We start from the raw sequence: 12,884 nt of genomic DNA, 5'->3' as shown, positions 1-12,884 counted from the left end.
GAGTGGTGCAGTGGCCGAGACCCTCCAGTCGGTGCACCAGGCACTCCGGATCCTCACGCTCCTGCGCCGCCACGACGACCTCACCCTGACGGAGATCGCGGAGCGGCTGGGAATCGGCAAGTCCTCCACGTATCGGCTGCTCGCCACGCTGAAGACGGACCGGTACGTCGACCAGACTCCGGCGCGGAGCTACCGGCTCGGGCCGGCCATGAGCACGTCGGCCGAGGCGGAGTCGGCGGCGCACTGTGCCGAGGTGGCGCAGCCGCACCTCGTCGAACTGTGCGCCGCGACGCAGGAAACCGCGCACGTCAGTGTCCTCAGTGGAGGACACACCGAGTACATCGCCGGGGTCGAGCCCGACCGGGCCTTGAAGGTGTCCACCAGACTCGGGTCCGCCGTGCCGGCGCACGCGGCAGCCGCGGGCAAGATCCTCATGGCGACGCTCACGTCGCGCGAGCGCGACCTCCTGTTCCCCACAGCCGAGCTCGCCCCACTGACCGGGCGGACCATTACGACCCGCGCAGCCCTCGAGGCCGAGATCGAAGCGGCCGGGCGGCTCGGCTTCGCTCGCAACGTCGGCGAGTCGGAGGACGGCGTGTACGCGCTCGCTGTCGCGATCCGACGGCCCGCAGGCCGTCCGATCTGCGCGTTGACGATCGCCGGCCCGGCGTCGCGCATCGAGGTCGGGCGCGGGGAGGAGCTGTCGGAGAGGGAGGCGATCCTGCTCGCCCGTCTGAGGAAGGCGGCGGCCGCGGTCGAGGCCGATCTGCGGTACTGACTCCTCATAGAGAAACGTCAGCGCCAGCACGTTCCGTCCAGCGGGAACATGGCCTAGCGTCGAGGCGCACCACCTCGCGGCTGCGCCGAGCCAGTGCTCGGAGGCGCCTCCTGCACCGTGGCAGAAGAGGAACGTCGATGGACTCCGGGCTCGAGCACCAGCAGACACCTTCGATCCCGCTGACGCCCACGCGGCAGTCCCGCCGGGCCCTGACGAGCGGAGCGTTCGGCGCGACCCTCGAGTACTTCGACTTCGCCATCTACGGGGCGATGGCGGCGACGGTCTTCCCCACCGTGTTCTTCGAACACTCGGATCCCTCCACCGCACTGCTGGCCTCCTTCGCGAGCTTCGGCGTCGGCGTCCTCGCCCGCCCGCTCGGCGGCATCGTGTTCGGCTACCTCGGCGACCGGCTGGGGCGCCGGAACGTCCTGCTGGCGACCTTCCTCCTGATGGGCCTCGCGACGACCGCGATCGGCCTGATCCCCGGGTACGCGGCGGTCGGGTTCGTGGCGCCCACCCTGCTCGTGGCGATGCGCTTCCTGCAGGGATTCGCCCTCGGCGGGGAGGCCACCGGCGTCCAGCTGGTGACGATGGAGCACGCGCCGCCCGACAGGCGGGCCTTCTACGGGGCGGTCCTCGGGATGGGTTCGCCGATCAGCCAGATCGCCGCGAACTCCATCCTCGCGGTACTCGCCGGCACGCTCAGCGAGTCGGCGTTCCTCTCCTGGGGATGGCGTGTCCCCTTCCTGCTCAGTGTCGTGCTGGTCGCGGTCGGCATCTACGTCCGCCTGAAGGTCGAAGAGACCCCGCTGTTCCGGCAGCACGTCGCAGACGACGTGCTGCCGGGCCCGCTGTCGGTCATCCGTCTCCACGGAGTCTCGATCCTGCGGCTCATGCTGGGCTTCGCACCGATCACCCTCACGTTCTACCTGGTCACCGTGTTCGGGATCAGCCACATCATCGCCAACGGCTTCACCTCGAGCGCGACCTTCACGATGCTGATGGTGGCGAACGTCCTCGCGACGGGAGCCGCGTTCTGGGGCGGCAAGCTGGCCGACCGGGTCGGGCGCCGGCAGGTGCTGCTGATCGGGAGCGGCGTCACCCTCGTCTCGGCGGGATCCTTCTTCCCCGCAGTGGCCACCAGGGACTTCACGGTGGTGCTGGTCGTGGTCGTCGTCGCGTCCTGTGGGGCGCAGTTCGGCAACGCCGCACAGGCCGCGCTGTTCGCCGAGACGTTCCCGACCCATCTGCGCTACACCGGCTCCGCCCTGAGCCTGACCGGGGTGAACCTCGTGTTCGCCGCTCCCACGCCTTTCCTGTGCGCCTGGCTGGTCGACCTCGGCGGGGTCGTCGCGGTCGCCGCCTACTGGGTGAGCGTGATCGTCCTGGCCATGATCACCGTGGCGCGGCTGCCGACCGGACGTTCTCTGGAGGGCCGGCCGCTCGCGTTCGGGCAACCCCGCCTTGGCGTCACCACGGAGGTCTGAGCCATGCTCGTCGAGCAGCGCACGTACGTTCTCCACGCTGCCTACACCGTCGACGACTACTTCGCCGCCTACGTCGAGACCGGCCTGCCGATCCAGAAGGCCGTGCTGGGCGGGTTCCTGGGGTACTTCGTCACCGAGTTCGGGGCCCAGAACGAGCTCAACCACCTCTGGGCCTACCAGGACCTGGAGGACAGGCGGGCCCGCCGGGCGCGACTCGCGGAGGAGCCCGAGTGGCAGCGATGTTCGCAACGGCTCCGACCCATGATCCGGGACATGCGCAACAAGATCATGTACCCGACCTCGTTCTCGCCGATCCGCGAGCTTCCGCTCGTCGGCGAGGACTCCGCGGACACGGCATTCACATGGCGCCCAGCAGATCGACCCAGCTCAACCATGGACCACGGCGGTCACCGGCCCGACGTCGGAATCGCCCTGGACGGGGACGAGCGGTGACGGCGATCGCGGGTCGAGGCGCGTCAGCGCGAGATGCGGGCATGCAGCTCGGCGGACGCAGCGCGGAGTCGCAGCACCAACTCACGCTCACGCGGCGCCGGGATCGGGCTCGTCCTGTCCATCCGTAGCCTGCTGCGGCGTGCGGCGATCGTGAGAGCGAGTCGCTGCGCCCCGCGCAGCCGCACAGGGACGGCGACGGCGACCGTGCCGGCTTCCCATTCCTCTATGTCACGGGCGTAGCCGCGGCGCCGAACCGACCCCAGATCCTGTGCGAGCTGGGGTTTCGTCGCGATCGTTGCGCCCGTCCGCACCGTCAGCAGATCACCGGGAAAGAGGCGGTCCACGGTGGCTTGTGGATAATCCGCCAGCAGCGCCTTGCCGGCCGACGAGCAGTGCGCCGCGGTCCGCATTCCGGTGCGGCTGGGGATCGCGTCCCGGTGGCGCGCCGGGACGCAGTCGATGTACAGGGCGTCACGCCCGTCGAGCATCGCCAGGTTGACGGTCTCCTCGACCGCACGCGCCAGCTTGACGAGAGTCTCCCGAGCGAGGAACGCGCACTCGTCGGCGGCGATCTCCCTCCGCAAGCCCTGGGCGGAGTCGCCGAGGCGGTACCTGCGATCGTCCCGGTCCTGCACCACGAAATCACGCTCAGCGAGCGTCGCCAGCAGTCGATGCGCCGTCGACGCTGCCACGCCAAGCCGGTCGGCGAGCTCAGTGACTCCGACCGAGTCCTCGGCGTGCAGGATCTCGAGAACGGTGAGCGCGTGATCGACCGACTGCAGCGTCATGCGAGGAGGCTACGGCCTTCTTCCGCATGAAGGAACACCACCGCGCAACTTTTCCGACTGGCGGTGGAATGCGACGCGCTCGACTCCGCGCGGCGGACCTCTTGACGAGCGGTCAAGTGGTCAATCTCCCCTCAGAGATGATCCGGTGCGGTGTCCCACGTCCGGTGCGGGTCGAGGTGCCCGTCAAGCGGAGTGCCGGCGTGCCCGCCGACCGGCGGGGGCCGGCCGGACCTCCGGCCGGTTCACCGCGCTGCGCCCGGCCTGCACTCTGCACATGTCCGGCGTGAGCGGCTTCGCGACGTCGCGCGTCCAGGTTCGCGGAGTGAAGGAGCGATGCGGCGAATGCGGCTTTCCCGGCGGTCGATCATCGGTACGGCGATCTTCGGCCTCGTCGTCGCCACTGCTGTGGTGCTGGCGACCGCACTCGTCGCCGGGTTCGGAAAGCCCCGGTTCACCGCATCGTCGGTGGTGATCATCGAGCCCACCCACGAACTGTCCGCCAAGGACTTCTCCCGCAAGATCTACAACAGTGCCAGCGGCGGCAAGGTCGCAGCCGAGGTGCTCAGACAGCGACGTTGGGCCGGTGCCGCGGCAGCCGCCATCGGTCTGCCCGCACGCGACCTGCGGGTCAGCGCCGATGTCCGGCCGGAGACGAACGTCGTCATCGGACTGTCGGCGGAGACCACGTCCCCCGACGGAGCGGAACGAGCGCTCGCAGCGATCGTCGCGGACGCCGCACCGACGGTGGCCGAGGCGGCGGGGCCCTTCCGGCTCAGTGTCGTGCAGGGCCCCGCCGGCACCGCCGTTCCCTCGGGGAATCCGGGGAGCCAACTGCTCATCGTGATCTTCCTCGGGACGCTGCTGGTCGTCTGCGGCATCGCGATCCCCATCCTCGGCGCCCCCAGCGCGCCCCTCCGCGAGGACCGAGACCGGCAACCTCACCGCAGCGAACGGCGTTGATCAGCGGCGGACGGAACCGAGCTCCGCCCGTGGACGTCGATCCCGCGCTGCTCCCAGCCCGGTACCCCGCAGGACCCCGTCCCGCTACCCGCCGGCGGAGGCCAGGTGCACCTGGGTGGTGGACACCGCGAAGAGGTCGAGCTGGTCGGCGACCGTCCGCACGGTGACCGCGTCGCGGAAGTAGCGCTGCAGCCGGGCACCGTCGGCGGTGTGCCGGGAGCCGGCCGAGCGCAGCATCAGCTCGATCGCCTCCCACACCTGGTTCTCCGCGACGAGGTACAGGTTGTTCAGGCGCAGTGCCCGCTCCTCGCTGAACGGCTCCGACCCGGCGACCGAGCGCCTGGCGAACTCCTCGTACAGCTGCCCGCCGCGCGCGGACAGCGCGACCGCCGAGTCCACCAGCGCGAGCGCGGTCCCGAACTTGCTCTGCCACAGCGGATGGTCGCTGCGTTGCTCGCCACTTCCCGGCACCGTGCTGGTGGTGATGATCCGCTCGTACTCGTCGACGGCGGCCAGCCCCAGGCCCGCCACGATCGCGGCGATCTCCCCCTCGGCGAACGCCATGAACGGGGCGCCGTAGATCGGGTTGCCGTGCAGCCGTGACCCGGCGGTGTCGCCCGACACCGCGGACATCCCGGTCGCCGCCACGACGTGGTGCTCCGGCACGAACGCGTCCTGGACGTGGACGCCGTGCGACCCGCTCCCCCGCATGCCGATGATGCCGCCCCAGTCGTCGAGCACGGTGTACGACGAGCGCGGCACGACGGCCCAGTGGAACACCGGCTCCCCGTCGTCCGAGGGGAGTTCGAAGCCGGCCATGAAGTGCGTGGAGTGCGGGGAGCCGGAGCAGTACTTCCAGGTGCCCGAGATGCGCAGGCCGCGCACGCCGTCCTGCTCGGCGCGGCTGATCACCACGTCCTTCTGCGGTTTGGTGCTCATCGGGCTGACCACGTGCCCGTGCTCGCCGAAGATCTCCCGCTGCGCCTGCTCCGGCCAGTAGGACGCGAGCGTGAGCGTGCGCCCCGCGGCCAGGCACAGGCACCACGCGCTGGACGGGCAACCCCGCGCGACCTCGCTGATCACCTGGTAGAAGGCCTCCACACCGAGCTCCAGACCGCCGAGGGTCTTGGGCAGCAGCACGCGGAAGAACCCGGCCGCGACGAAGGCGTCGTGCATCTCCTCCGAGTAGAAGCCGCGCTCCTCGGTCGCGGCCTGCTCCGCGCGGAGGCGGGGGCGGAGGTCCCGCGCGGCGGCCAGCAACCCTTCGAGCTGTTCCCGCGCGGACCCGTCCCGGCCCACCACCACCCCGACGCTTCCCGCGCCGGCCTCGCCCGGGTACGCGGCGGTGGCCGGTCCGGTGCCGGCATCCCGGCTCAGCAGCGTGCGTGCCATGTCGTCCTCCAGTCGGTTGTCGTGCGATCAGCAGAAGGGGAGCGCCGGTTCAGGCGTCGTCGGACTTCGCCAGGCGGGCCGTGGAGAGGCCGAACCGTCCACGACGGCGTTGGACGGTGCTCTGCACGAAGGAGAAGACGAGGTAGGCGACGACGAGCGCGAGCGCGACGTACATCGCCGCCGGGGCGTCGTAGAGGTTCGAGAAGAGGATCGCGCAGGCGGCGAGCACGCCGACGCCGGCGGCCGTGACGAGGAAGGCGGGGCGGCGCTCCCTGCGGCGCAGCCAGCCGAACGCGCCGAGGCAGACGGTGCCGTACACGATCGCGGTGATCAGGCCCGACGTCCCGCCGATCCAGCTGAAGACCGGCATGTACTCGGGCGCGCCCTCCTCGGCGAACAGCGGGCCCGTGACGTGCGTGAAGACCACCAGCACGACCATCCACACCACGGGCACCGCCGTCGCGACGGCCGGGATGCTGCGCTTGCGGCTCACCCTGGTGAGCGCGGCGGGCAACCGGCCGTCGCGGGCCAGCGCGAACAGGCCGCGGCTGCCGTACACGCAGGTGGCGATCGTCAGCGAGACGATGTCGAGCAGGAGCATGGCCGTGAGGAGGTCGACCAGCCAGGACGCGCCGAAGGCCCCGGGCGCGGCCAGCGACAGCAGCGGGGAGGCGTCCCCGGCGATCGCGCCGCCGTCCAGGCGGAACCCGACCACCGTGGCGTAGGCGACGAGCAGGTAGTAGACGGCGAGCAGGCCGACGACGATCAGCATCGCGCGCGGGATCGACCGCCGCGGGTTCGGCGTCTCCTCGGCCAGGTTCTGCGCCGACTCGACGCCGGCGAAGATGAACAGCCCGTAGAGCATGCCCCAACCGATGCCCAGCCAGCCGTGGGTCGCCGAGCCGGCGTCGAACGGGGCCTGCGGGGGCACGGCTCCGCCGTCGAGACCACCCACGATCACCACGACCGCGAACACGGTGATCGTCAGCATCGCCAGCAGCGTCCAGACCAGCTGTGCCCGGGTGGAGATGCTCACCCCGAGCGCGAGCACCGCGGCGGTCACCGCGATGAGCCCGAGGCTGAGCTGCCACCACGGCACGTGCAGGCCGAACCGGTCGGCGAGGTAGGTCTCGAGGTACCCGCCGAAGATGAGCGGGGTGAGCGGGCCGAGGACGATGGAGAGGTAGTTCAGCGAGCCGAACGCGGTGCCGGTGCGGTCGCCGAACGAGCGGCTGATGAACACGTACACGGAGCCGGTGGCGTCCACGTGGCGGGAGAACCGGGTCAGCGTCCAGGCGATGCCGAACGCCGCCATGGCCGAGAGCGCCACCGACAGCGGGACGGCACCACCCGCCCCGGCGCCGCCCGCTCCGCCGGCGATGAGCGGCAGGAACGTCAGCGCGTTGAACACCGGCGCGTTGGTGGCCAGCGACTGCGCGACGACCTGGAGCAGGCCCAGCCTGCGGGGACCGAGCGTGGACTGCGCTGTCGTCCCTTCGTCGACGTTCGTCCTCGCGTTCTGTTCGACCTCGCCGGCGGCGACGACTTCGGCGCGTTCGGGCATGCGGGTCTCCTTCGGGTGCTCACGACTGGTTCGGATGCGGCCGATCCCGGTTCGACGACCGTGCTGCGCGCAGAGCGGCGTGCGGGCAGGCACGCGACGCCGCGGCGGAAGATCAGGCCATCGCGGCCCGCGGAGGACGGCGAGGCCCAGGCATGGGGCCCCTCGGGAGGACACGCGTCGAGGCGGTCCTCGCCGGGTTCGCTACAGGGAGGGGGGTCCGTTCGCCCCGCCGAGGTCGGCGGGGGCCTCGAACCACGCGGTCAGCACGCTCACGAGCGGCCGGTCCGGGATCCTGGACGGGCACGCGCAGCCGATCCCCGGTGCGGGGTTCGGCGTGGCGCTCATGGTGCTCCAGGTGAGAGAAGTTCGATAAACGAACATTCGAACTGAATACCGAACATGGTGACCTGCAGAAACGCCGGTGTCAACCGGGCGTTCCGGCCGCGCCGGCGCGGGGCGGTGGCGCGCCGGATCAGGCGGACCGTGCAGGATCTGCCGCTCATCCGGTTCAGCGCCATAGGTAGTTCCTCCAATTGCCCCACCTCGCCGGGACGACCGACCGTGGTGCACCCGACCGAGGAGCACGTCCATGACGAGCACGCTGTCCCCGACCACGAAGCTCTACCTCGACGGCGCCTGGACGGCGGGCGGGGCGGGCACGTTCACCGCACTGAACCCGGCCACCGGCGAGGCACTGGCCGAGATCGCTGCCGCGGACGCCCACGACGTCGACCGGGCGGTCGAGGCCGCCACCCGCGCGCTGCGGGGCGACTGGGCCGCCACTCCGCCCTCGGCCAAGGGCGCGCTGCTGCACGCCCTCGCCGACCTGGTCGAGCGGGACACCGCGCACCTGGCCGCGCTGGAGGCACAGGAGATGGGGGTGCCGCTGGGGATCGCCCAGGCCCTGTTTGTGCCGAACCTCGTCGCGTCCCTGCGCTACTACGCCGGCTGGGCCGACAAGATCAACGGCGAGCTGCTGGCCACCGACGGCTACTTCGGCGCGCCCACCCACTCCTACACGCGCCGGGAGCCGATCGGGGTCATCGCGGCGATCGTCCCGTGGAACGCGCCGCTGATGATCCTGGGCTGGAAGCTGGCGCCCGCGCTGGCGACCGGCAACACCGTGATCGTCAAGCCGGCGGAGGACGCGTCGCTGTCGATCCTGCACCTCGCCCGACTGATCGAGGAGGCGGGCTTCCCGGCGGGCACCGTCTCGGTCCTCCCCGGTCCGGGCGAGGTCACCGGCGAGGCACTGGTCCTCCACCCGGGCGTGCACAAGATCAGCTTCACCGGGTCGACCGAGGTCGGGCGCCGCATCCTGCGCAACTCCGCCACGAACTTCACCCGCACGACGCTCGAACTCGGCGGCAAGTCCCCGCAGATCGTCTTCGCCGACGCCGACCTGCCGTCGGCGGTGCAGGGCGCGGCGATGGGCCTGTTCACCAACCAGGGCCAGGTCTGCGCGGCAGGAACCCGGATCCTCGCGCACCGCTCGGTCGTCGACGCCGTCCTCGACGGGCTGCAGCAGGCGGCCCGGGCCCAGGTGCTCGGCGACCCGATGGAGGCGGGCACGACGATGGGGCCGCTCGTCAACGCGGCGCAGCGCGAACGCGTTCTCGGCTACGTGCGCCGCGGCCGCGACGAGGGCGCCACGCTGGTCACCGGCGGCACCGCACCGGACGGCCCTGGCCACTTCGTCGCGCCGACGGTGTTCGCCGGCACCAACGACATGGCCATCGCCCGTGAGGAGATCTTCGGCCCGGTCGGCACGGTCATCCCGTTCGACGACGACGCGGAGGCGATCGCCATCGCCAACGACAGCTCCTACGGGCTCGCGGCGACGGTGTGGACCGCCGACGTGCGGCGCGCGCACGCGGTCGCGGCCGCGCTGCAGGCCGGCGCGGTCGGGGTGAACGGCTGGTCGCCGCTCGGGCCGCAGCTGCCGTGGGGCGGGGTGAAGGCCAGCGGCATCGGCCGCGAGCTCGGCTACGAGGGCATCCTCGCCAACACCGAGTCCAAGACCGTCACCGTCGTCCTCTGACCCCGCACATGCACGACGACGCCGCGATCGCCGCACTGACCCGTCGGGTCGAGGTCCTCGAAGCCGAGGCGGACATCCGCCGCCTGCAGGCGCGCTACATGTGGCTGTGCGACACCCCGTTGCCGGAGTTCGGAGTGGCCGACGACGCCGAGCGCATCGACCTGATCATGGCGCTGTACACGGACGACGCCGTCTGGGAGGGCGTGGGAGAGTACTACGACGGCCAGTTCGGACGGGCGGAGGGAGCGGCCGCGGTGCGCACCCACTTCGAGGGGTTCTGGTCCGCCGAGCGCGACCCGGCGCTGGTGCTCAACGCCCACTACCTCACGTCGGAGCAGATCCACGTCGACGGCGACACCGCGACCGGGCAATGGATCCACGTGCAGCCCTGGCTCTTCGCCGACGGCTCCGCGGTGCTGCGGTCGAGCAGGCTCAACAACGCCTTCCGCAAGGTCGACGGGCAGTGGCGGATCGCGCGCACCCGCACGGAGAACGTGTTCGTCGCGAACCTGCCGAACGGCTGGGCCGGCGCCTTCCCCGCCGGCTCGGTCCTCATGCGGCCGTGAGCATGCCCGCCGAGGTCGGCGACGCGGTGGTGCACATCGTCGACGACGATGACGACCTCCGGCAGTCGCTGCGGTACCTGCTGGCCAGCGTGGGGATCGAGGCGCTCGACTACCCCGACGCCCCGACCTTCCTCGCCGAGTTCGACCCCGCCGAGCCGGCCGTGGTGATCGTCGACGTGCGGATGCCCGGGATGAGCGGGTTCCAGCTCCAGGAGGAGCTGGACCGGCGCGGCTACCCGGCGCCGATGATCTTCTGCTCCGCGCACGGCGACATCCCGATGTCGGTGCGCGCCATGGCCGGCGGGGCGGTCGACTTCCTGGAGAAGCCGTACGACCCGCAACGCATCCTCGAAGTCGTGCAGCACCAGCAGGCGCAGGCCCGGCAACGGTTCGTCGCCGACGCCGAGCGGCGCGCCGTCGAGCACCGGATCGCCGCGCTCACCCAACGCGAGCGCGAGGTGCTGCTGCTGGTCATCGAGGGGATGGCGAGCCAGGCCGTCGCCCGCAAGCTCGGCACCAGCGTGAAGACCATCGACGTGCACCGCGCGCGGATCAAGGCGAAGACCGGCGTGGACAGCCTCGCGGTGCTGGTGCGCGACATCCTGTCCTACGGCGTCGAGGTCTGAGGCTCGCCCGCAGTGGGGCGAGGCGGCGGCGGTTGCGTCGATCATGGGCAAAACGTCGTTGACGAAGATCAACTGACGACGTTTTGCCCATGATCGACAAAGTGGGGCACCGAGGCGACGCACGGCCGGGCGAGATTGCGTTGATCAAGGGCAAAACGTCGCTCTGCACGATCGTTTGACGACCTTTTGCCCTTGATCAACACCCTCCCCGGCGCGCGAGCGGGAGGTGGGCCTCCACCCAGGCGCCCGACCTCAGCAGCGCGGACTCCGCACGCGGTGCCCCGATCAGCTGCACCCCGAGCGGCCGGCCGTCCGGGGCAGCGAGCCCCGGCACCGTGACGGCGGGGAAGCCCAACAGCTGCCACGGCCTGCTCATCGCCGGGTCGCCGGTGGCCGCCAGCCCCACGGGGGCTGGACCGAGCGCGGCCGGGCCGACGACGGCGTCGTAGGAGGTGAGCAGCTCACCGAACCTCGCACGTCCCTCCGCCGCCACCCGACGGGCCCGCGCGAGATCGGCGGGGTCGGTGGCGGCTCCGCGGCGCAGCAGGTCGGCCAGCGGCCGGCTCAGCTCGGCGGGCCTGGCCGCCTCCGCGGCCCGCTCGACCGCGGCCTCCGCCGCCATCACGACGGCGTGGGCGCTGGTCAACGAGTCGACCAGCTCCGGAGCGGGCAGGTCGTCCACGACCGCGCCGGCCGCGACCCAGCGCTCCCGCGCCGCGTCCAGAGCCGCGCGCATCGCCGGGTCGACTGCGTCGGGGGCCCAGAACAGCAGGCGGGGCGGAGCCGTGGGGCCGGCCTCGGGCTCGCCGGTCAGCGCCGCGAACGCGAGCGCCAGGTCGTCGACGTGCGCGGCGAACAGCCCGTGGCTGTCCAGGCTCGGGGCGAGCCCCGTCACCCCGTCGACGGGGAACCGGCCGTGGGTCAGCACCAGGGCCGCGACCCCGCAGAACGCCGCGGGCCGGGTGACCGAGCCCGCGGTCTGGGAACCGAGCGCGAGCGGCACGTGGCCGGCGGCGACGGCCGCGGCCGAACCGCTCGACGAGCCGCCGGGGGTGTGGCCGGGAGCGGCCGGGTTGTCGGTGGGCCCCGGCGCGAAGTAGGCGAACTCCGTGGTCACGGTCTTCCCGACCGGGACGGCACCGGCCCTCCGCCAGGCGGCGACGATGGCGGCGTCCGCCGAGGCCGGAGCGGCGGACGCGCGCAGCGCGGAGCCGCACCGGGTCGGCAGGCCCGCGACGTCGATGATGTCCTTGACCCCCAGCTGCACACCCCGCAGCGGGCCCGGCTCCATCGGCGCTTCCCTGGGCGGGACGACCCAGGCCCGCAGCCGTGCCTCCGTCGCAGCGACCCGCTCGCGGGCACGGTCCAGGGCAGCGGCGGGCGTGGTGCGGCCTGCGGCGAGGTCGTCCACCAGCTCGCGCAACGACCACGGTTCGTTCATGCGTCCACCCACTCCACGTCGGCGACCCAGAAGTGGATGCCGCTGGGTCCGATGCCGTGGCGCCACTCGGAGGTGCGGCGCAGTCCGGGCTCGACGCGTGCTGTGACGGCGTCGGCCGCCTCAGGGCCGTCCTCGTGGACCTGCCAGTGCACCCAGTTCAGCTCGCGCCCCTCGGCGTCGTGCACGAACAGGTCGACGTGCCGCCAGCCGAACCCGTGGGTGTCGGTGTAGCAGGTCAGGGTCATGCGGTCGCCGACGGTCATGCGGCCGGCTGGGTGCCCAGGCTGTGGAAGCGGCGCTGGAAGTAGACCAGCGCCCCGCCGCCGTCCTGCGTGCGGACCTGCTCGACGTCGACGAACAGCACCGAGTGCGAGCCGAGCTCGCTCCGCCCCCGGATCCGGCCCAGCACGGCCGCGGCGGCACCGCGCAGCACCGGCACGCCGTAGCCGGTGAGGTCCCACCGGGCATCGGTGAACCGCTCGGCCGGCGGGAGGTTCGCAGCGCCCGCGAAGTGCCTCGCCAGGTCCTCGTGCTCACCGGCCAGCACGTTCACGCACAGCCGGCCGTTGCCGACGAGCACCGCGTGCGAGCGGCTGGCGCGGTTGACGCAGACGAGCAGGGTCGGCGGCGCGTCCGTGACCGAGCACGCGGCGCTCACCGTCATGCCCGCTCGTCCGCAGGGGCCGTCGGTGGTGACCACGTTGACGGCGGCCGACAGGTTGGCCATGGCGGCGCGGAAGTCCGACTGGGCCCGGGTCGGTTCGGACACTGGTCCTCCTGGACTGTCG

At 71.9% G+C, this 12,884-nt stretch carries 13 protein-coding genes; 7 read left to right on the top strand and 6 right to left on the bottom strand.

The genetic code is table 11. The annotated features are described in order from the left end of the window. Positions 1-10 precede the first annotated feature (10 nt). The 3 genes from ACQEVB_RS13620 (at position 11) to ACQEVB_RS13610 (ending at position 2,718) form a co-directional block, all read left to right on the top strand. Positions 11-778, top strand: a complete 768-nt coding sequence (locus tag ACQEVB_RS13620; protein ID WP_432969950.1) for an IclR family transcriptional regulator — start codon at positions 11-13, stop codon at positions 776-778. Between the two features lie 137 nt (positions 779-915). After that, on the top strand, positions 916-2,265 hold the full coding sequence (locus ACQEVB_RS13615) for an MFS transporter (protein WP_432969947.1): 1,350 nt from the start codon (positions 916-918) through the stop codon (positions 2,263-2,265). Between the two features lie 3 nt (positions 2,266-2,268). After that, on the top strand, positions 2,269-2,718 hold the full coding sequence (locus ACQEVB_RS13610; protein WP_432969944.1) for an NIPSNAP family protein: 450 nt from the start codon (positions 2,269-2,271) through the stop codon (positions 2,716-2,718). A 23-nt stretch (positions 2,719-2,741) separates the two neighbouring features. Here ACQEVB_RS13610 and ACQEVB_RS13605 read toward each other — a convergent pair whose 3' ends face one another. Further along, a complete protein-coding gene (locus tag ACQEVB_RS13605) occupies positions 2,742-3,506 on the bottom strand; it encodes an IclR family transcriptional regulator (RefSeq protein ID WP_432969941.1) in 765 nt (254 codons plus the stop codon). 342 nt (positions 3,507-3,848) lie between these two features. On the opposite strand from ACQEVB_RS13605, the gene ACQEVB_RS13600 reads away from it, so the two are divergent. Continuing rightward, positions 3,849-4,466 carry a hypothetical protein gene (locus ACQEVB_RS13600; protein WP_432969938.1) on the top strand — a complete coding sequence of 206 codons (618 nt, stop codon included), beginning with the start codon at positions 3,849-3,851 and terminating at the stop codon, positions 4,464-4,466. Positions 4,467-4,550: 84 nt separating this feature from the next. Here ACQEVB_RS13600 and ACQEVB_RS13595 read toward each other — a convergent pair whose 3' ends face one another. Further along, positions 4,551-5,858 carry an acyl-CoA dehydrogenase family protein gene (locus ACQEVB_RS13595; protein ID WP_432969935.1) on the bottom strand — a complete coding sequence of 436 codons (1,308 nt, stop codon included), beginning with the start codon at positions 5,856-5,858 and terminating at the stop codon, positions 4,551-4,553. Between the two features lie 49 nt (positions 5,859-5,907). After that, entirely contained in the window at positions 5,908-7,422 is a 1,515-nt protein-coding gene (locus tag ACQEVB_RS13590; RefSeq protein ID WP_432969932.1) for an APC family permease, read from the bottom strand. 589 nt (positions 7,423-8,011) lie between these two features. Between ACQEVB_RS13590 and ACQEVB_RS13585 the strand changes: the two genes are divergently transcribed. The 3 genes from ACQEVB_RS13585 to ACQEVB_RS13575 are packed head-to-tail and all read left to right on the top strand — an operon-like array spanning position 8,012 to position 10,655. Further along, a complete protein-coding gene (locus ACQEVB_RS13585; protein WP_432969929.1) occupies positions 8,012-9,463 on the top strand; it encodes an aldehyde dehydrogenase family protein in 1,452 nt (483 codons plus the stop codon). Between the two features lie 8 nt (positions 9,464-9,471). Continuing rightward, complete coding sequence (locus ACQEVB_RS13580; RefSeq protein WP_432969926.1) at positions 9,472-10,029, top strand: nuclear transport factor 2 family protein; 558 nt, start codon at positions 9,472-9,474, stop codon at positions 10,027-10,029. 2 nt (positions 10,030-10,031) lie between these two features. Beyond that, positions 10,032-10,655 (top strand): response regulator transcription factor, encoded by a 624-nt coding sequence (locus ACQEVB_RS13575; protein ID WP_432980340.1) that lies wholly within the window; start codon positions 10,032-10,034, stop codon positions 10,653-10,655. A 196-nt stretch (positions 10,656-10,851) separates the two neighbouring features. Here the strand turns inward: ACQEVB_RS13575 and ACQEVB_RS13570 are convergent, their stop codons facing one another. From ACQEVB_RS13570 to ACQEVB_RS13560, 3 genes are read right to left on the bottom strand one after another with little or no spacing between them, the layout of a single operon-like run. After that, positions 10,852-12,096, bottom strand: a complete 1,245-nt coding sequence (locus ACQEVB_RS13570; RefSeq protein WP_432969923.1) for an amidase — start codon at positions 12,094-12,096, stop codon at positions 10,852-10,854. Further along, positions 12,093-12,359, bottom strand: a complete 267-nt coding sequence (locus ACQEVB_RS13565) for a hypothetical protein (protein ID WP_432969920.1) — start codon at positions 12,357-12,359, stop codon at positions 12,093-12,095. The genes ACQEVB_RS13570 and ACQEVB_RS13565 overlap by 4 nt, the downstream gene beginning before the upstream one ends. Continuing rightward, positions 12,356-12,865 carry a flavin reductase gene (locus ACQEVB_RS13560; RefSeq protein WP_432969917.1) on the bottom strand — a complete coding sequence of 170 codons (510 nt, stop codon included), beginning with the start codon at positions 12,863-12,865 and terminating at the stop codon, positions 12,356-12,358. The genes ACQEVB_RS13565 and ACQEVB_RS13560 overlap by 4 nt, the downstream gene beginning before the upstream one ends. Positions 12,866-12,884 lie beyond the last annotated feature (19 nt).

The sequence above is a fragment of the Pseudonocardia sp. CA-107938 genome, assembly GCF_050936315.1.
GTDB lineage: Bacteria > Actinomycetota > Actinomycetes > Mycobacteriales > Pseudonocardiaceae > Pseudonocardia.
This window is presented reverse-complemented; position numbering and strand designations above follow the sequence as displayed.

Bases quoted from the DNA above. Each gene is read 5' to 3' on its own strand.
- ACQEVB_RS13590 (WP_432969932.1), bottom strand. From the start codon at position 7,422: ATGCCCGAACGCGCCGAAGTCGTCGCCGCCGGCGAGGTCGAACAGAAC.
- ACQEVB_RS13580 (WP_432969926.1), top strand. From the start codon at position 9,472: ATGCACGACGACGCCGCGATCGCCGCACTGACCCGTCGGGTCGAGGTC.
- ACQEVB_RS13615 (WP_432969947.1), top strand. From the start codon at position 916: ATGGACTCCGGGCTCGAGCACCAGCAGACACCTTCGATCCCGCTGACG.
- ACQEVB_RS13575 (WP_432980340.1), top strand. From the start codon at position 10,032: ATGCCCGCCGAGGTCGGCGACGCGGTGGTGCACATCGTCGACGACGAT.
- ACQEVB_RS13595 (WP_432969935.1), bottom strand. From the start codon at position 5,858: ATGGCACGCACGCTGCTGAGCCGGGATGCCGGCACCGGACCGGCCACC.
- ACQEVB_RS13605 (WP_432969941.1), bottom strand. From the start codon at position 3,506: ATGACGCTGCAGTCGGTCGATCACGCGCTCACCGTTCTCGAGATCCTG.
- ACQEVB_RS13610 (WP_432969944.1), top strand. From the start codon at position 2,269: ATGCTCGTCGAGCAGCGCACGTACGTTCTCCACGCTGCCTACACCGTC.
- ACQEVB_RS13565 (WP_432969920.1), bottom strand. From the start codon at position 12,359: ATGACCGTCGGCGACCGCATGACCCTGACCTGCTACACCGACACCCAC.
- ACQEVB_RS13600 (WP_432969938.1), top strand. From the start codon at position 3,849: ATGCGGCTTTCCCGGCGGTCGATCATCGGTACGGCGATCTTCGGCCTC.
- ACQEVB_RS13570 (WP_432969923.1), bottom strand. From the start codon at position 12,096: ATGAACGAACCGTGGTCGTTGCGCGAGCTGGTGGACGACCTCGCCGCA.
- ACQEVB_RS13585 (WP_432969929.1), top strand. From the start codon at position 8,012: ATGACGAGCACGCTGTCCCCGACCACGAAGCTCTACCTCGACGGCGCC.